General features: G+C 68.7%; 17 protein-coding genes. 7 read left to right on the forward strand and 10 right to left on the reverse strand.

Annotated features, from left to right (window positions below; translation table 11 throughout):
- Window positions 1-72: 72 nt before the first annotated feature.
- The 4 genes from tatA (at window position 73) to lnt (ending at window position 5239) form a co-directional block, all read left to right on the forward strand.
- A complete protein-coding gene (gene tatA, locus BIU99_RS06065; RefSeq protein ID WP_064296963.1) occupies window positions 73-342 on the forward strand; it encodes a Sec-independent protein translocase subunit TatA in 270 nt (89 codons plus the stop codon).
- A 138-nt stretch (window positions 343-480) separates the two neighbouring features.
- Window positions 481-1242 carry a twin-arginine translocase subunit TatC gene (tatC, locus tag BIU99_RS06070; protein WP_071260381.1) on the forward strand — a complete coding sequence of 254 codons (762 nt, stop codon included), beginning with the start codon at window positions 481-483 and terminating at the stop codon, window positions 1240-1242.
- Window positions 1239-3659 (forward strand): RNA helicase, encoded by a 2421-nt coding sequence (locus tag BIU99_RS06075; protein ID WP_071260243.1) that lies wholly within the window; start codon window positions 1239-1241, stop codon window positions 3657-3659. Before tatC ends, BIU99_RS06075 begins: the two co-directional genes overlap by 4 nt.
- Window positions 3656-5239 carry an apolipoprotein N-acyltransferase gene (gene lnt / locus BIU99_RS06080; RefSeq protein WP_240555457.1) on the forward strand — a complete coding sequence of 528 codons (1584 nt, stop codon included), beginning with the start codon at window positions 3656-3658 and terminating at the stop codon, window positions 5237-5239. The genes BIU99_RS06075 and lnt overlap by 4 nt, the downstream gene beginning before the upstream one ends.
- A gap of 60 nt (window positions 5240-5299) precedes the next feature.
- On the opposite strand, the gene BIU99_RS06085 is transcribed toward lnt, so the two are convergent.
- From BIU99_RS06085 to BIU99_RS06100, 4 genes are all read right to left on the reverse strand, one after another.
- Complete coding sequence (locus BIU99_RS06085; RefSeq protein ID WP_064296965.1) at window positions 5300-5662, reverse strand: RNA polymerase-binding protein RbpA; 363 nt, start codon at window positions 5660-5662, stop codon at window positions 5300-5302.
- A gap of 127 nt (window positions 5663-5789) precedes the next feature.
- Window positions 5790-6569 (reverse strand): glycerophosphodiester phosphodiesterase family protein, encoded by a 780-nt coding sequence (locus tag BIU99_RS06090; protein ID WP_071260246.1) that lies wholly within the window; start codon window positions 6567-6569, stop codon window positions 5790-5792.
- Window positions 6570-6576: 7 nt separating this feature from the next.
- Window positions 6577-7596, reverse strand: a complete 1020-nt coding sequence (locus BIU99_RS06095; protein WP_071260249.1) for an SPFH domain-containing protein — start codon at window positions 7594-7596, stop codon at window positions 6577-6579.
- Window positions 7597-7598: 2 nt separating this feature from the next.
- On the reverse strand, window positions 7599-8090 hold the full coding sequence (locus BIU99_RS06100) for an NfeD family protein (RefSeq protein ID WP_064296968.1): 492 nt from the start codon (window positions 8088-8090) through the stop codon (window positions 7599-7601).
- Window positions 8091-8284: 194 nt separating this feature from the next.
- On the opposite strand from BIU99_RS06100, the gene BIU99_RS06105 reads away from it, so the two are divergent.
- Window positions 8285-9049 carry an SDR family oxidoreductase gene (locus tag BIU99_RS06105; RefSeq protein WP_071260252.1) on the forward strand — a complete coding sequence of 255 codons (765 nt, stop codon included), beginning with the start codon at window positions 8285-8287 and terminating at the stop codon, window positions 9047-9049.
- 69 nt (window positions 9050-9118) lie between these two features.
- Here BIU99_RS06105 and BIU99_RS06110 read toward each other — a convergent pair whose 3' ends face one another.
- Window positions 9119-9712 (reverse strand): HdeD family acid-resistance protein, encoded by a 594-nt coding sequence (locus tag BIU99_RS06110; RefSeq protein ID WP_175484355.1) that lies wholly within the window; start codon window positions 9710-9712, stop codon window positions 9119-9121.
- Window positions 9713-9879: 167 nt separating this feature from the next.
- Between BIU99_RS06110 and BIU99_RS06115 the strand changes: the two genes are divergently transcribed.
- Complete coding sequence (locus BIU99_RS06115; RefSeq protein ID WP_071260386.1) at window positions 9880-12252, forward strand: excinuclease ABC subunit UvrA; 2373 nt, start codon at window positions 9880-9882, stop codon at window positions 12250-12252.
- Window positions 12253-12778: 526 nt separating this feature from the next.
- Window positions 12779-13357, forward strand: coding sequence for a TetR/AcrR family transcriptional regulator (locus BIU99_RS20130; protein ID WP_071260255.1), 579 nt, complete (start codon window positions 12779-12781; stop codon window positions 13355-13357).
- Window positions 13358-13378: 21 nt separating this feature from the next.
- Here the strand turns inward: BIU99_RS20130 and BIU99_RS06125 are convergent, their stop codons facing one another.
- The 5 genes from BIU99_RS06125 to trpD form a co-directional block, all read right to left on the reverse strand.
- A complete protein-coding gene (locus BIU99_RS06125; protein WP_133059937.1) occupies window positions 13379-13603 on the reverse strand; it encodes a hypothetical protein in 225 nt (74 codons plus the stop codon).
- A gap of 84 nt (window positions 13604-13687) precedes the next feature.
- Window positions 13688-14398, reverse strand: coding sequence for a dihydroxyacetone kinase phosphoryl donor subunit DhaM (gene dhaM, locus BIU99_RS06130; RefSeq protein WP_071260258.1), 711 nt, complete (start codon window positions 14396-14398; stop codon window positions 13688-13690).
- On the reverse strand, window positions 14395-15039 hold the full coding sequence (gene dhaL, locus BIU99_RS06135) for a dihydroxyacetone kinase subunit DhaL (protein ID WP_064296973.1): 645 nt from the start codon (window positions 15037-15039) through the stop codon (window positions 14395-14397). The genes dhaM and dhaL overlap by 4 nt, the downstream gene beginning before the upstream one ends.
- 4 nt (window positions 15040-15043) lie before the next feature.
- Window positions 15044-16045 (reverse strand): dihydroxyacetone kinase subunit DhaK, encoded by a 1002-nt coding sequence (dhaK, locus tag BIU99_RS06140; RefSeq protein ID WP_064296974.1) that lies wholly within the window; start codon window positions 16043-16045, stop codon window positions 15044-15046.
- 116 nt (window positions 16046-16161) lie between these two features.
- Entirely contained in the window at window positions 16162-17223 is a 1062-nt protein-coding gene (gene trpD / locus BIU99_RS06145; protein WP_064296975.1) for an anthranilate phosphoribosyltransferase, read from the reverse strand.
- Between the last annotated feature and the right edge of the window lie 36 nt (window positions 17224-17259).

Below are 17259 nucleotides of genomic sequence, written 5' to 3' on the forward strand. Positions count from 1 at the left end.
CTCCAGGCGGTCGAACGGGAGATGCAGGGTAGAGTGAGTGGACCTCGACCTCGAAGATCAGGAACGAAGACTATGTTCGGCAACGCATTCACCGGGTGGCACCTCGTCATCATCCTCCTCATCGTCCTGCTGCTGTTCGGAGCACCGAAGCTCCCGGGTCTCGCCCGCAGCGTCGGTCAGTCGATGCGGATCTTCAAGAGCGAGGTCAAGAGCATGCGCGACGACGAGCCCGCCTCGCCCGACGCGACGGGCACGGTTCCGCCCGCGAGTGCGGCACCCGCCGACCAGACCCCGGCCGCGACGGCCCCGCAGAAGCCGACCGACCCGCCGGTCAAGCCGTAACCCTGAGGACCACCCGAGCCCGATGACGCCAGCACCTGGCCCCCGACGAGTGCGCCTCAAACACGCTGCTCAGGAACGGACGATGTCGCCGTGGCCCTGACCGAGAAGCGTCCCAAGAAACAGAACCGCGAAGGGCGGATGTCGCTCGGCGAGCACCTCGTCGAGTTGCGGAAGCGTCTGTTCTACTCCGCCATCGGCATCATCGTCGGCATGGTCGCGGGCTTCATCGCCTCCGAGTGGATCATCGAGGCGATGAGCGCCCCCATCCTCGTCATAGCCGACGATCGCGGGCAGGCGTTCCTGAACTTCACCAACGTCACGAGCGCGTTCGACCTGCGCATGAAGATCGCCCTCACCGCCGGCGTGGTCCTGTCCAGCCCGGTGTGGCTCTACCAGATCTGGGCCTTCCTCGTGCCCGGCCTGACGCGCAAGGAGCTGAAATACGCGATCGGGTTCTTCGCGACCGCGGTGCCGTTGTTCCTGGCGGGCTGCTACGCGGGCTGGTTCGTGTTGCCGCACATCGTCGAGCTCATGCTCGGCTTCACCCCGACGGCGGCGGCCAACTTCCTCGACGCCACCACCTATTACGACTTCGTCCTGAAGCTGGTGCTCGCGGTCGGTGTCGCCTTCGTGCTGCCGGTGTTCCTCGTCCTGTTGAACTTCGTCGGTGTGCTCTCCGCAGCGGCGATCATCAAGGCGTGGCGGGTCGCGATCCTCGTCATCGTGCTCTTCACGGCCATCGCCACGCCCGCCGCCGACATCGTGTCGATGTTCGTCCTCGCGATCCCGATGGTCCTGTTGTACTTCGCGGCGTACGGCGTCGCCGTCCTCCACGACCGCAGTGCGGCCAAGCGGCAGCGACGCATCGACGCCGAACTCGGTAGCGCGGGGCTCGCATGAGCGACACCGCTTCGCCTGCCGAACGGTATCGGGCAGCGGCGGTCCGGAACGCGACACCGAGGCTCCAGGAGTTCCGCGCGAGGCAGCGTTTCGACCTCGACGCGTTCCAACTCGAAGCGTGCGAGCGGATCGAGAACGGCAGCAGCGTCCTCGTCGCCGCACCGACGGGGGCCGGAAAGACCATCGTCGCCGAGTTCGCGATCGCCCTCGCCATGCACGGCGACCGCGGCAAGGTCTTCTACACCACGCCGATGAAGGCGCTCAGCAACCAGAAGTTCCAGGAACTCACCGCCGAGTACGGGTCCGAGCACGTCGGCCTGCTCACGGGCGACACGAACGTGAACGGCAACGCCCGCATCGTCGTCATGACGACCGAGGTCCTCCGCAACATGCTGTACGCGGACTCCGACGCGCTGACCGATCTCGCCTTCGTCATCATGGACGAGGTGCACTACCTGGCGGACCGGTTCCGCGGAGCGGTGTGGGAGGAGGTCATCATCCACCTCCCGCAGGCCGTCCGGATGGTGTCGCTGAGCGCGACCGTGTCGAACGCCGAGGAGTTCGGTGACTGGCTGCAGGCCGTCCGCGGTGACACCGCCGTGATCGTGTCCGAGGAGCGCCCGGTGCCGCTCACCCAGCACGTGCTGATGCGGAACAAGCTCATCGACCTGTTCGCCGCGCCGAGCCTCGCCGACACCCACCAGGTCAACCCGGAGCTCGTCCGTATGGCGCAGTTCGGTGGCCGTGCACCGAACAGTCGTCAGTACAAGGACATCAGCCGCTACAACCAGCGCCGAGCCCCGCATCGGGCCGAGAAGCTCGACCGCGGGCATTTCGTCCAGATGCTCGACGACCACCTCCTGCTCCCGGCGATCTTCTTCGTCTTCAGCCGCGTCGGGTGCGACCAGGCGGTGAAGCAGGTCCTCCGTTCCGGCATCAGGCTGACCGAGGCGCACGAACGCGACGAGATCCGTCAGATCGTCGACGAGCACTGTCGGACCCTGCTCGACGAGGACCTCGCCGTCCTCGGCTATTGGGAGTGGCTCGATGGTCTGGAGCGGGGCGTCGCCGCCCACCACGCCGGTCTCCTGCCGGCGTTCAAGGAGGTCGTCGAGGAGCTCTTCCGGCGGAAGCTCGTGAAGGTCGTCTTCGCGACCGAGACCCTCGCGCTCGGCATCAACATGCCGGCCAGGACGGTCGTCCTCGAGAAGCTCGAGAAGTTCAACGGTGAGGCACGCGTCCCGATCACCCCGGGGGAGTACACCCAGATCACCGGGCGCGCCGGACGCCGTGGCATCGACGTCGAGGGCCACGCCGTGATCCAGTGGACCGAGGGGCTGCACCCGCAGTCCGTCGCCTCGCTGGCCTCCCGACGCACCTACCCGCTCAACTCCAGCTTCCGCCCGACCTACAACATGGCGGTCAACCTGATCGACCAGTTCGGCCGTCAACGCACCCGTCAGATCCTCGAGTCGTCCTTCGCACAGTTCCAGGCGGACCGAGCCGTCGTCGGGATCGCCCGGAAGGTGCGCGAGCAGGAGTCCTCGCTCGCCGGCTACGAGAAGTCCATGTCGTGCCACCTCGGGAACTTCGTCGAGTACGCGGGAATCCGGCGCGAGCTCACGGACCTCGAACGCAAAGGCGAGCCGAACGGCTCGCGCGCGTCGAAGGACCGTCGCCAACGCAAGCTCGCCGAACTCCGCAAGCGCATGCGGGCTCACGCCTGCCACGTCTGCCCGCACCGCGAGGACCACGCTCGCTGGGCGGAACGATGGTTCAAGCTCAAGAAGCAGACCGACCAGCTGCGACAGCAGATCCAGACGCGGACGGGCGCGGTCGCGCGCGTGTTCGACCGGGTCGTCGACGTGCTGCTCGAGTACGAGTACCTGGCACGCGACGAGCACGGCGCGGTCGTCGTCGCGGCTCCCGGACGCACCTTGAAGCGCATCTACGGAGAACGGGACCTCCTCGTGGCGGAATGCCTGCGCACCGGTGCGTGGAACGACCTCGACGCCGCATCCCTCGCCGCGATGGCCGCCGCGATCGTGTACGAACCACGGCGCGAGGAGCAGAACACCCCGGAACGCTTCCTGCCCCGCGGCCCGTTCCGGTCCGCACTCGAACGGACGCAGGACCTTTGGAGTCGGCTCGACGACAGCGAACGGGAGCACCGCCTCCCGGGGAGCAACCCGATCTCGACCGGACTCTCGCTCGCCATGCACCAGTGGGCCAAGGGCGCGAACCTCGACACGGTGCTCATCGAGGCGGAACTCGCCGCCGGGGACTTCGTGCGGTGGTGCAAGCAGACCATCGACCTGCTCGATCAGCTCCGCGTCGTCGACGGACCGGTGGGCCGTCATTCGCGCGAGGCGCTCGACTCGATCCGACGCGGCATCGTCGCGTACAGCTCGCTGTGAGGTCCCCGCACCGTCGGAGCCGCCGGCTCCGACCGATCGACGCGCTGGTCGATCGTCGTCCACCGCTCCCGCTCTGGCTCGCGGCCGTCGTGGCCATCGCCGCCGGGCCGGTCCTCGACGCCGGCTTCCCGGACCGCGGGGTCTGGCCCCTGACGTTCGTCGGCATCGCCCTCGTCCTCCTCACCCTCATGGGACGCAGCGTCGGCGGTGCGCTCCTGATCGGCTTCCTGGCGGGGGAGTCGTTCTACCTGATCCACATCGAGTGGGCGACCGCCTACCTGGGTCCCGTCCCCTGGGCGGCGCTGTCGACACTCGAGGCCATCTTCTTCGCGCTCGGAGCCGTGCTCATCACCCTGGCGTACCGCTGGGTACCGCGCGCCTTCCCAGGCGTCGGGGGACGGGTCTGGTTGACCGCCGCGGTGGTCGCCGCCCTGTGGACCGCGCGCGAGACGCTCGTGAGCACCTGGCCCTACGGCGGATTCCCGTGGGCGAGGATGGCGCTCAGCCAGTCCGAGAGCCCGTTCGCCCCGCTCGTCGCCTGGGTCGGGTTCTCGGGGCTGTCGTTCCTCATGGTGCTGCTCGTGGCACTCGCCCTGCAGCTCGCCGCGACCGCGGAGCTCCCGACGGTCAGCCGGGTCGGGACCGCGGTCCTGGCGGTCATCGCGGTACTCGTGGTGCCGGCATGGCCGACGGCGACGACCGGCAGCATGCGGGTGGCTGCCATCCAGGGCAACGGCCCCGCCGGCTACTTCGATGCCGCAGCACCCGGCACCGTCATGCAGACCCAGATCGACGAGACGCTGCCGGTGCTCGATGCGGACGTCGACGTCGTGGTCTGGCCCGAGGGCAGCGCAGACCTCGACCCGCAGCGGGTTCCCCAATCGGCTGCAGCCCTCGACGCGTTGAGCCGCCGCATGGACGCACCGTTCGTCGTCGGTGCGATCTCTCAGCGCGGCGATCGCTACTACAACTCGTCGCTCCTCTGGGACGCCTCGGACGGCGTCCGCGACGTCTACGACAAGAAGCACCCGGTCCCGTTCGGCGAATACGTCCCGGACCGGACGTTCTGGGAGCCGTTCGCACCCGACCTCATCGGCCTCATCCAGCGCGAGTACACCCCGGGTACGAAGGACAACGTCTTCGACATCGACGGGGTGCTCGCAGGGATCAGCATCTGCTTCGACATCGCCGACGACCGGCTCACCCGAGACGCGGTGGCGGGTGGCGCGCGCATCGTGTTCGCCCAGACCAACAACGCGGACTTCGGGCAGACGGACGAGAATCAACAGCAGCTGGCCATCGCTCGACTCCGGGCGATCGAGTCGGCACGATCGGTCGTGAACATCTCGACCGTGGGGACCAGTCAGATCATCGGCCCAGACGGATCGACGATCGACAGCATCCCGGCCTTCCGCCCCGGATCGATGGTCTCCGAGGTGCCGCTCGCGGACACGGTCACGCCGTCGATGGCCTTCGGTCACCAGCTCGAGATGTTCATCGGTGGCATGGGACTCGCCTCGCTGGTCCTCGCCGGGTTCGCCGCCAGGCCTCGGCGCATCTCGAACCGTCCCCGGACATGACGATCGGCTGATCCGATATCGGATCAGCCGATCGAGGGGAGGCCTGTCAGGGGCTCGGTGTCACGCGCTCTTCTGCTGGCCGCGCCGGGCCCGGAGATATGAGAGGCGCTCTTCGAGCAGCTCCTCGAGCTCGTCGCGCGAGCGGCGCTCGAGCAGCATGTCCCAGTGGCTGCGGGGCGTCTTCACGTCACCGCGGTCGACGACGACGGGCTTCGAGTCGACGAGGAGGACGGCCTCCGCACCGCAGTGCCGGCACTCCCACAGTTCGGGGACTTCCGCGTCGGCGGCGAAGGTCATCGTGGTCTCGCGCTCGCAACTCTGACACCGGTAGATGTGGTTGCTCCGCGCCGAGAATATGACGCCCTCTTCCGTTTGTAGACTCTGGGCGCCCAGGCGCATTCCGCGCAAACTGCGATCTGCCATTGTGTGGTCTCCTCTCGCTCGGCATCCACAGTTATAAACCCACAAGCTGGGTAAACTGTTCCGTTCACCCATCTAGCTATCAGCTCATGCCCAGCTGGAGCCACGCCGGATGCGGAGAGCTGAGCCGTCAGCGTGAGCGGACCACGTCGAGCGCGAGATCACAGCGGTCGGTGACGAGGCCGTCGACGCCGAGATCCAGTAGGCGTCGCATGTCGGCGGGGTCGTTGACCGTCCACACGTGCACCTCGACGCCGAGGGCGTGCATCTGTGCAAGGAGGCGCTTCGTGACGACGGGCACGCCGCGGAACCGTTCGGGCACCTGGAGCGCCTGGACACCGGCGAGCGACCGGCGGAGCGCTCCGCGGAGCCCGAGGGCGGCTGCGGGGAGGACGCGGAGCAGGATCCGGGCCGACGCGGATGATGCCACGGAGTCGGCACCGGCCTCCAGCCCCACGGCCCGCACGATCGCGGAACGTCTGCCTTCATCGAAGGAGGTGACGAGCACCCGATCGGCGGCGTCGGCACCGATGATGGCGGCAGCCGCCGGTGCAGCCGCGGCCGCGGCCTTGATGTCGAGGTTGAAGCGTGCTCCGGGGAACTCGGCCAGCGCCTCCGACAACGTCGGGATGCGATCGCCGCCGAGGTCGATCCGCTGGAGATCCGCGAGTTCGAGGTCGACGATCGGTCTCGGATCGCCCGTGATGCGGCGCAGGGACGGGTCGTGGAAGAGGACGGCGTGTCCGTCGCGCGTGCAGTGCGCATCGGTCTCGACGTACTCGGCGCCGGCGGCCAGGGCACGACGGAAGGACGACAGCGTGTTCTCGGGAACCCCCGGCCCGGCCAGCCCTCGATGGGCGAGGACCCGAGGGCGGGCCGGACGGAAGTAGGGGAGGACCGCTGTCGTCACCGCGTGCTCAGCCCTCGGACTGGACGGGGGTCGTCGGTGCTGGAGGCGTCTGGGGTGACGCGGCCGGCGCTGCGGCGAAGGAGGGCGCCTGCGCAGCTGCGGCCGCCGCCCGTGCCGTGGCCGCAGGGTCGCGGGTGTTGCCCGGCCCGAAGGCGGAGCCGATGCCCTTGAGCGCCTCGGTCAGTTCGCTCGGGATGACCCAGAGCTTGTTCGCCTGGCCTTCCGCGAGCTTCGGGAGCATCTGCAGGTACTGGTAGCCCAGGAGCTTCTCGTCGGGGTCGCCGTCGTGGATGGCCTTGAACACCGTCTGGATGGCGGACGCCTCACCCTGTGCACGGAGCACAGCCGCCTGGGCATCACCCTCGGCGCGGAGGATCTCCGCCTGTCGCGCACCCTCCGCCGTCAGGATGGCCGACTGCTTGGTTCCCTCGGCGGTGAGGATGAGGGCTCGACGGTCGCGCTCTGCCCGCATCTGCTTCTCCATGGAGTCCTGGATGGAGAGCGGCGGGTCGATCGCCTTGAGCTCGACGCGTCCGACGCGGATGCCCCACTTGCCGGTCGCCTCGTCGAGCACGATGCGGAGCTTGCTGTTGATCTCGTCGCGGCTCGTCAGCGCCTCCTCGAGGTTCAGCCCACCGACGACGTTTCGAAGCGTCGTCGTGGTCAGCTGCTCGACGGCACCCAGGTAGTTCGCGATCTCGTACGTCGCGGCTCGGGCGTCGGTCACCTGGAAGTAGACGACCGTGTCGATCGAGACGACGAGGTTGTCCTCGGTGATCACCGGCTGCGGCGGGAAGGAGACGACGGTCTCGCGCAGATCGATGAGCGGCCGCAACCGGTCGATGAAGGGGATGAGCAGGTTCAGCCCCGGCAAGAGGGTCTTGTGGTACTTGCCGAGCCGCTCGACCACACCGGCGCTCGCCTGCGGGATGATGCGGATGGATCGGAACAGCACCACCAGTACGAAGACGACGACGATGGCCGCGATCGCCCAACCGATGATCGCTCCTGATGAGATGTCGTTCACGACTACTCCTTCTGCTCGCCCAGCGGTGCCGGGTGGGTCGGGACGGGGACGACGACGGCGGTGGCGCCGTCGACGACGGACAGGACGATGCGCGTGCCGGGCTCGAGAGACGACGCGGGGGAGTCGTGCGGGGTCCTGGCGGTCCAGACCTCGCCGTTGCCGAGCTTCACCTGGCCACCGTGCGGGGTGACCGTCGAGAGCACGAGCCCCGGCATGCCGAGGAGCGCATCGACGTTGCTCTTCGCCGGGTCAGCACCGCGTTGCAGCGCTCGGAGCAGCGGCGGCCTGACGGCCAACAGGAGCAGGAGGGCGGCAGCGGCTGCGATGAGCAGCTGGAGCCACCACGGAGCGCCGAGGAGGCCGGAGAGCAGCCCGACGGTGCCGCCGAGCGCGAGCATGAGGAAGGTGAACTCGAGCGACAGGATCTCGATGATGACGAACACGAGGATCAGGACCAACCAGGCGATCCAGGCGTACTCGGTGATGACGTCCATGGTGCGGATTCCTCCCGGATCGGCTCTCGCGTCTGCCGCCTCGCAGTCCGGGGGAGCGCGAGACGGTGCGCCGGTCGGGTTCAACGCTATCAGCTGGGCGGACCATCGAACCGGATCCGTCTGCCGGTTGTTGGTAAGGTCGTTGGCTGGAACCAGCCGCCGATGAGCGGCCCCAGATCTGAAGGAGCCCTCACGTGACGAACCCCCTGGCCGCCGGATCCCTCTCCGGGAAGAACGTCCTCGTGACGGGCTCGTCCCGCGGCATCGGTGCCGACACCATCCGGTACTTCGCCGGTGCCGGCGCCAACGTCGTGATCAACTACCGGAACAAGGAGGCGCGCGCCGTCAAGCTCGCCGACGAGGTGCGAGCCCTCGGTGTGCAGGCCCTGGTGGTCGGGGCCGACCTCACCGACCCCGCCTCGGTCGCCGCGATGTTCGCGACGACGAAGGCCGAATTCGGCGACCTCGACGTCCTGGTGCTGAACGCCTCCGGAGGGATGGAGAGCGGCATGGCCGAGGACTACGCGATGCAGCTCAACCGGGACGCACAGGTGAGCGTCGTCGAACACGCGCTCCCGCTGCTCCGCCCCGGCTCGCGGATCGTGTTCGTCACGAGCCACCAGGCGCACTTCATCCGGACCACGCCGACGATGCCCGAGTACGTGCCGGTCGCGACCTCCAAGCGCGCGGGCGAGGACGCGCTCCGCGCCAAGCAGGACCAGTTCGACGCCGCCGGCGTCGAGTTCGTGGTCGTCTCGGGCGACATGATCGAGGGGACCATCACCGCGACCCTCCTCGAACGCGCCAACCCCGGTGCGATCAGCTCCCGCAAGGAGTCGGCCGGTCGCCTCTACAACGTGGGCGAGTTCGCGGCCGAGGTCGCCTCGGCCGCCGTGGACCCGATCCCCGAGGACCACACCCGCTACGTGGGGGACACGAGCGACTTCGTCGCCGAGTAGGCGACGATCCCGACACGACGAACGCCCGGTCCCTCGAGGGCCGGGCGTTCGTCGTCCTGCCACCCGGGGTCAGCCGGCGAGACCGGCCCGCTTCACCTGCTTGCCGAAGGTGATCGCCTGGATGATCTCGACGACGCCGGCCGCGATGAGGAAGAACGCGGTGACGAGCAGGAGGGTCACGGCGGCGAGCAGCGGGTTCGCGAGGACGAACACGCCGGCGACGACGCTGATGACGCCGTAGAGGACGGTGATCCACCGCGACACGTCCGGTGCCGAGTCGAACAGCGAGGCCACGCCCTCGACGATCCAGGAGACGCCGATCACGAAGACGAGTGCGCCGATGCCGAGCAGCGGATCGATGAAGATGTAGACACCGGCCGCCAGCAACAGCACTCCGAACACGATCGTGAGGACCCGCCAGAGTCCGCCGTGCTCCCGGGCGACGACGCCACGAGTGATGCGGGCGATCCCGGCGATCAGGAAGTAGACGGCGAAGATCCACGCGACGGCGACCAGTGAGGCCTTCGGCGCGACCAGCAGGAAGACACCCAAGAGGATCGTGAGGATCCCGCCGACGGCGAAGGCCCATCGGACACCGGAGATCTGGCTCGCGGTCAGCTTGGCGGAGTTCAGCGTGTAGGTGGTGGTGGATGGGTCGGACATGGTCGGCTCCTGACGGTGGACAGTGCGGTGCTCCCGAGCGGACCGGGTGCGTTCCACCAGTGTGACGCATTCACACAGGTGTTTCACAGCATGACCTTCCATGTCGAGCGGATCCACTGTCGATCGAGGCGAGACGCCGGCCGATGACGACGGATACGCTGATCGCCATGACCGAGACGCCGATGCACACCAGGGCCGCCGACAGCCACGACGTCATCCGGGTCAGGGGTGCCCGCGAGCACAATCTGCGCGACGTCGACGTCGACCTCCCCAAGCGCCGCCTCACCGTGTTCACGGGCGTGTCCGGCTCGGGGAAGAGCTCCCTCGTCTTCGGGACGATCGCCGCCGAGTCACAGCGGATGATCAACGAGACCTATAGCGCGTTCGTCCAGGGCTTCATGCCGTCGCAGGCGCGGCCCGATGTCGACGTGCTCGAGGGACTCACCACGGCGATCATCGTCGACCAGGAGCGGATGGGCGCGAACTCGCGTTCGACGGTGGGCACGGCGACCGACGCGAACACCATGCTGCGCATCCTCTTCAGTCGGATCGGAGACCCGTCCATCGGCTCTCCGCAGGCCTTCTCCTTCAACGTCGCCTCGATCAGCGGAGCCGGAGCGGTGACCATCGAGCGCGGGGGCCAGAGCACGAAGGAACGGCGGAGCTTCTCGATCACCGGCGGCATGTGCCCGCGGTGTGAGGGGATGGGGACGGTGAACGACATCGACCGCTCCCAGCTCTACGACGCCACGAAGTCGCTCAACCAGGGCGCGCTCACGATCCCCGGGTACACAGCAGACGGCTGGGGCGTACGGATCTTCACGGGATCCGGATTCCTCGACGCGGACAAGCCCATCCAGGACTACACGGAGCGGGAGCTCCACGACTTCCTCCACAAGGAGCCGGTGAAGGTCAAGGTCGGCGACATCAACATGACCTACGAGGGCCTGATCCCGAAGGTGCAGAAGTCGTTCCTCTCGAAGGACCGTGAGGCGATGCAGCCGCACATCCGCGCATTCGTTGACCGTGCCGTCACCTTCACCACGTGTCCGGCGTGCGACGGGACCCGACTGAGCGAGGCCGCACGGAGTTCGCGCATCGCCGGTCGGAACATCGCCGAACTGTGCGCGATGCAGATCAGCGACCTCGCGGCGTGGACCCGGGCGCTCGACGAACCGTCGGTGCGCCCACTCCTGACGGTCCTCCAGGAGACGCTCGACTCCTTCGTCGCCATCGGGCTGGGGTACCTGTCACTCGACCGCACGACGGGCACCCTCTCCGGTGGGGAGGCGCAGCGCACGAAGATGATCCGCCACCTGGGGTCGTCGCTCACCGACGTGACCTACGTGTTCGACGAGCCGACCGTCGGACTGCACCCGCATGACATCCAGCGGATGAACGAACTGCTCCTGCGGCTCCGCGACAAGGGGAACACCGTCCTCGTCGTGGAACACAAGCCGGAGACGATCACGATCGCCGACCACGTCGTCGACCTCGGTCCCGGAGCCGGGACCGGCGGGGGACAGGTGACGTTCCAGGGGACGGTGGACGGCCTCCGAGCGAGCGACACGCTCACCGGACGCCACTTCGACGACCGCGCCACGCTCAAGCCGGCGCTGCGTCGGCCGACCGGTGTCATCGAGATCCGCGGCGCCGACCGGCACAACCTGCAGGGCGTCGACGTCGACGTGCCGCTCGGCGTCCTCGTGGTCGTCACGGGTGTCGCCGGCTCGGGCAAGAGCTCCCTCATCCACGGTTCGGTCGCCGGGCGACCCGGTGTGGTGACAGTCGACCAGAGCCCGATCCGCGGCTCGCGTCGCAGCAACCCGGCGACGTACACGGGTCTGCTCGAGCCCATCCGCAAGGCGTTCGCGAAGGCCAACGGGGTCAAGCCGGCGTTGTTCAGCTCGAACTCGGCGGGAGCCTGCCCGAACTGCAACGGTGCAGGTGTCGTCTTCACCGATCTCGGCGTCATGGCGAGCGTCTCGACCGTCTGCGAGGTGTGCGAGGGTCGCCGGTTCGATGCTTCCGTTCTGGAATATCAGTTGGGGGAGCGGGACATCAGCGAGGTGCTCGCGATGTCGGTGACGGAGGCCGGGGCCTTCTTCGCCGACGGGCCGGCCCGGACGCCCGCAGCGCACGTCATCCTGGCGCGACTCGCCGACGTCGGGCTCGGCTACGTCAGCCTCGGACAGCCGTTGACGACCCTGTCAGGAGGCGAACGACAACGACTCAAACTGGCGACGCAGATGGCCGATTCGGGCGAGGTCTACATCCTGGACGAGCCGACGACGGGCCTGCACCTCGCCGACGTGGAGAACCTACTCGGGCTCCTGGACCGACTGGTGGACTCCGGCAAGTCGGTCATCGTCATCGAGCATCATCAGGCGGTCATGGCGCATGCGGACTGGATCGTCGACCTCGGACCCGGCGCAGGTCATGACGGCGGACGCCTGGTGTTCAGCGGGACGCCCGCAGAGCTCGTCGCCGATCGCTCGACACTGACCGGAGAACATCTCGCTCGGTACATCGGCTCCTGACGCGCCCCGGTCGTCGCCGCGATCCTCAGGTCGGAGATGTAGGCCGACGCGACCCGATCCGACCCCGCTCGCAGCGGGCTTGAAAGAGCTGATAATGCACATTATGTCAACTCAGCTTCATCCGGCATGCCAAGCCGCCCGTTCCGGAGGTCCTGCCCCAGGGTCGTCACCGCGTGGATCCGATCGTGCAGGTGCGACTCGGCGAAGATGCTGTCGACGTGCATATCCACCGCGGGGGCGATAGTTGGAAGCGCCGGACATCACGCGATCCGACAGCCCGACGACGATGCACCCGTACACCTCGAGCTCACGCGGGCAGGGCGGGTCCGGCAGGTGGACTGTCCCGCCTGCTCCCCCATGATCGCCCGGCCGTCCACAGGACGGCGGAGTGCTCGATGAGAACCACCGGCGCTCCACACTCCGAGCTGCGCGCAACAATCGATCGGAACAGAAATCGCCTCTGATCTGGTCCGAATTCATAGAGCGCGTGCGCTAGAGTAGGCGCTCTAGGAATATGGGAGCAGACATGCCGAGGATCGTCGACCCACAGCGGTTCACCGCGCGCCAGACCGCGATCCTCGCTGCGGCCTACCGCTGTTTCGCGGCCGAGGGATATGAGACCACGTCGACGGCGGACATCTGCCGGGCGGCGGACATCTCCTCGGGGACCCTGTTCCACTACTTCCCCACCAAGCTCGACATCCTGGTCACCCTGTTGCGGGTGAGCGCCGCCTGGACCGAGGAGCAACTCCACCTCGCCGCACGGGCCGGGCCTGGGCGACCCGCCTTGGCCACCTACCTCGGCACACTCGACCGCCAGCGGGCTGCCGACCAGACGGCCGGTTTCGCTCGCGCGGTCCAGGGCATGGCGCACGTCCACGACGTGGCGGCCGTCCTCGACGTCGAGCGGGACATGGTCGACCGCTTCCTGCTCGACCACATCACCGAGGCGGTTCGCACCACCGCAGCCCGCTCCGACGCCACACCGGAGCAACTCGTCCGATGGGTGCGCTGGCTCATCGACGGCAGTGCTCTCCACGAGACGTCGGCGTCGCGCGAAACCGGTGTCAGTGTCGCCGTCCGGTCGTTGCTCCTCCTCGGATGACGGCTCAGGCCAGCGGGGTCGTCAGGCCGACGGAGCAGGTCGATCGGGGTCCTGGTCCCAGAGCGGCATCCCGAACTCGTTGACCGGGACGGCGGACTGCGCCGGGTCCGGAAGCCGCTCCCCCGTCGGGCAGGTCATGAAGTGATCGTGCCCGGAGGAACGGTCGAAGGTGTGCTCGGCGAGCGGATGGCCACAGACCGTGCACTGGCGGTCTTCGGTGTCCGACGTCTTCGTCTGCTCGTTCATGCGGGTCATGCTACGCCGACCGTCGGCGTCGACCACCCCGTTGCGCACGGGGCGCCGACCTGCTTCCGCCCCGAGCGCGACCCGTCAGACCTCTCCGAAGCCGGATTCGATGAGCGACGCCAGTGCCCCGATGGCATCCTCCGCATCCGGACCGTCCGCCTGCAGCTCCACGACCGCCCCTTTGACAAGGCCCAGTGACATGATCCCGAGCAGGCTCTTGGCGTCCTTCCCGTTCACGACCACCTTGGACGCGAACGTGCTCGCCAGCTTCACGAACTCCGCAGCGGGTCGAGCGTGGAGCCCGTCCTTGTTCCGCAGGGTCACGGAGGCTGCGGCGTGGGGCGCCGTCGGGTCGTCGGACCCACCCGCCCGAGTCGCCTCGTCGGCGCCGTGCCGGGCAGGGTCACCGCCGGCTGCCGACCGCGCGGCGTCCACGACCTCGTCGAGCGTCGCGCCGGTCTGCGCGGCCACGGCTGCGGCGACCCCGCCTTCGACGAGCGGGGCGTCGACGATGCGTACCCGGCCTCGGACGTCGTCGTCGAGGAAGTCGAGTGCCGTCTCAGCGGTCAGGATCGCCGACCCCAGATCGCACAGCACCACCACCCCGTCCCCGGAGTCCACCGCGCCGATCCCGGCGGAAACGAGCTCGAAGCTCGTGCCGATCCCTCCGTCATCGGTACCACCGGCCGCGGCGAGGGCCGCGTCGGGCGCCATCTGCCGGGCCAGGGCGATGAGCCCCTCCGCGATCAGCGCGCTGTGCGAGACGAAGACGAGGCCGACGGCTCCCCCGCTCATGCAGCGCCCTCCTCAGCGGCCGCCGCCGCAGCTTGCAGGAGATAGGAGGTGGACTGCGCCCCAGGGTCGCGATGCCCGACGGCCCGTTCACCGAGGTAGCTGGCGCGACCCTTGCGGGCGACGAGCGGCTCGGTCGCCGCGGCGCCACCCCACGCGGCGTCTGCAGCGGCAGCCAGCACCCGTGCCGGCGACTCCCCCGCTGCCGCCGCAGCGGATGCAGCGTCGACGGCGGGCGTCCACGCGTCGACCATGGTCTTGTCGCCGACCTCGGCCTTGCCACGGAGCACGATCCCGTCGCGCGCCGCCGTCAGCAGGGCGACGACGGCATCGGCGTCGAGATCCTCCTGACCGGCCACGGCGATCGACGCCTTGAGCAGCGCGGTGCCGTACAGCGGGCCGCTCGCTCCTCCGACGGTCGAGATGAGCGTCGTCGCGGCGAGCTTGAGGATGTCGGCGGGTGTCGCATCGTCAGGCTGCTCGTCGAGCTTCGGCAGGATCGCGGAGAACCCGCGGTCCAGGTTCTCGCCGTGGTCGCCGTCCCCGATGTCACGGTCGAGCGTGATCAGCTCCACGCGATGCTCCGCGACGACCGCCGCACTCCCCCGCATCCAGGCGATCGCCCAGGCTCCGTCCAATCCCATCCGTCTACCGCCCCCACCGGAGCGCCGCGGTCTGCACCGGGGCGTCCCACAATTCGATCAGTTCATCGTCGAGTTTCAGGAGGGTGATCGACACACCCTGCATCTCGAGGCTGGTCGTGTAGTTCCCCACGAGCGACCGTGCCACCTCGATCCCGCGCTCCGTGAGCGCCTCGGCCACACGGCGGAAGACGATGAGCAGCTCGACCTGCGGCGTCCCGCCCATCCCGTTCACCAGGACGAGGGCACGCTCGTCGGGTGCGTACGGAAGGTCCTCGAGGATGGCGGCGAGCAGCCGGTCGACGATCCGGTCGGCGGGCTCCAGGGGGATGCGTTCACGGCCGGGCTCACCGTGGATACCGATCCCGATCTCGATCTCGTCGTCGGCCAGGGTGAAACTCGGCTCGCCCGCGTGCGGGACGACGCACGGGGTGAGTGCAACGCCCATCGTGCGGGTGCGCTCGTTGACCTTGGTCGCGAGGTCGGCGACCTCGTCGAGGCCTCCCCCGGCCTCGGCACGAGCCCCGGCGAGCTTCTCCACGAGGACGGTGCCGGCGACACCCCGACGTCCCGCCGTGTAGAGCGAATCCTTCACCGCGACGTCGTCGTCGACGATGACCGAGCGCACCTCGATGCCCTCGGCCAGCGCGAGATCGGCCGCGGTCTCGAAGTTGAGCACGTCACCCGTGTAGTTCTTGACGATGTGCAGGACGCCGGCACCACCGTCCACCGCCTTCGTGGCGGCGAGGATGGGGTCCGGAGTGGGCGAGGTGAACACCGGGCCGGGCACGGCGGCGTCGAGCATCCCGAATCCGACGAACCCGCCGTGGAGGGGCTCGTGCCCGCTGCCGCCGCCGCTCACGATCCCCACCTTCCCGGCGACCGGGGCATCGGCTCGGGCGATGAACACCGGGTCGAGCGACACGGTGACGAGGTCGGGGTGCGCGGCGCCGAATCCGGCCACCGCCTCGACGACGACGTCTTTGGGATCATTGATGAGCTTCTTCATTGAATCCTCCTGCAAGATCGGTTCGGGTCCGCCGACCGGGTATGCCGGCATCGGGTCTCAACCTACGCGCTGCGGCCCACCGCCGGTAGGGCCAGAGGACCCGGCCACGGCGCGGATCAGCGCGAGCCGAGCGTACGGGTGGCGTCCACCCAGGCGTCGAGTGTCGTGGTCGCCGCACCCGAGTCGATGACGGCCGCGGCGGACACGAGCCCTGCGGCGAACCGCTCGAGGATCGGCCGCTGCGCCTGCATCGGATCCTCCGACAGCTCGAACGCCACGATCCCCGCCGCGGCGTTCAGCAGGACGATGTCGCGGACGGGACCCTCCTCGCCGGCGAGCGTGGCGCGCACGACACCGGCGTTGTGCTGGGCGTCACCGCCGATGAGATCGTCGATCGACGCACGGCGGATGCCGAGTTCCCGGGGATCCAGGTCGTGCTCGGTGACGGCTCCGCGGGTGATCTCCCAGAGGTGGCTGTGTCCAGTCGTCGTCAGCTCGTCGAGTCCGTCGTCGCCCCGGAAGACGAGGGCGGTCGCCCCACGCGTCTGGAACACGCCCACGAACAGCGGGATGCGGTCGGCGTGCGCGACGCCGACCGCCGACGCCTCCGGGCGGGCCGGGTTGACGAGCGGACCGAGGAAGTTGAAGACCGTCGGCACGCCGAGCTCCGCACGGACCGCCCCTGCGTGGCCGAAACCGGGGTGGAACGCCGCCGCGTACGCGAAGGTGATGCCCGTCGACGCCAGCACCTCCCCCACCAGGTCCGTCGGCAGGGCGAGGTCGACGCCGAGCGCCGAGAGCACGTCGCTCGATCCCGAGGCGGAGCTCGCCGCGCGGTTGCCGTGCTTGATCACGGGGATGCCCGTCGCGGCCGCGACGATGGACGCGGTCGTCGAGATGTTGACCGTGCCGAAGCGGTCGCCGCCGGTGCCGACGATGTCGAGGGCCCGGGACGGGGCGACGAGGGGCTTCGCGTGGTCGAGGATCGCATCGCGGAACCCGACGATCTCGTCGACCGTCTCCCCCTTGCGGCGCAACGCGATCAGGAAGCCGGCCAGTTGAGCGTCCGTCACCTGGCCGGTCATGATCCGTTCCATCGCCCACGTCGACTCCGACACACTGAGATCGGTTCCGGCGAGCAGGTCGCCGATGAGCGTCGGCCAGGTCGTGAGAGGCATGTCGACGATCTTACAAGCGCGACTCGCCGACGCCTC

The sequence above is a fragment of the Plantibacter sp. MMLR14_011 genome (assembly GCF_001865025.1).
Lineage (GTDB): Bacteria > Actinomycetota > Actinomycetes > Actinomycetales > Microbacteriaceae > Plantibacter > Plantibacter flavus_A.

Coding starts and splice junctions, on each gene's coding strand:
- BIU99_RS06100 (WP_064296968.1), bottom strand. CDS start 8,090: ATGGACGTCATCACCGAGTACGCCTGGATCGCCTGGTTGGTCCTGATC.
- dhaK (WP_064296974.1), bottom strand. CDS start 16,045: ATGAAGAAGCTCATCAATGATCCCAAAGACGTCGTCGTCGAGGCGGTG.
- BIU99_RS06110 (WP_175484355.1), bottom strand. CDS start 9,712: ATGTCCGACCCATCCACCACCACCTACACGCTGAACTCCGCCAAGCTG.
- tatC (WP_071260381.1), top strand. CDS start 481: ATGTCGCTCGGCGAGCACCTCGTCGAGTTGCGGAAGCGTCTGTTCTAC.
- BIU99_RS20130 (WP_071260255.1), top strand. CDS start 12,779: ATGCCGAGGATCGTCGACCCACAGCGGTTCACCGCGCGCCAGACCGCG.
- dhaL (WP_064296973.1), bottom strand. CDS start 15,039: ATGGGATTGGACGGAGCCTGGGCGATCGCCTGGATGCGGGGGAGTGCG.
- tatA (WP_064296963.1), top strand. CDS start 73: ATGTTCGGCAACGCATTCACCGGGTGGCACCTCGTCATCATCCTCCTC.
- BIU99_RS06085 (WP_064296965.1), bottom strand. CDS start 5,662: ATGGCAGATCGCAGTTTGCGCGGAATGCGCCTGGGCGCCCAGAGTCTA.
- BIU99_RS06075 (WP_071260243.1), top strand. CDS start 1,239: ATGAGCGACACCGCTTCGCCTGCCGAACGGTATCGGGCAGCGGCGGTC.
- trpD (WP_064296975.1), bottom strand. CDS start 17,223: ATGCCTCTCACGACCTGGCCGACGCTCATCGGCGACCTGCTCGCCGGA.
- BIU99_RS06115 (WP_071260386.1), top strand. CDS start 9,880: ATGACCGAGACGCCGATGCACACCAGGGCCGCCGACAGCCACGACGTC.
- dhaM (WP_071260258.1), bottom strand. CDS start 14,398: ATGAGCGGGGGAGCCGTCGGCCTCGTCTTCGTCTCGCACAGCGCGCTG.
- BIU99_RS06125 (WP_133059937.1), bottom strand. CDS start 13,603: ATGAACGAGCAGACGAAGACGTCGGACACCGAAGACCGCCAGTGCACG.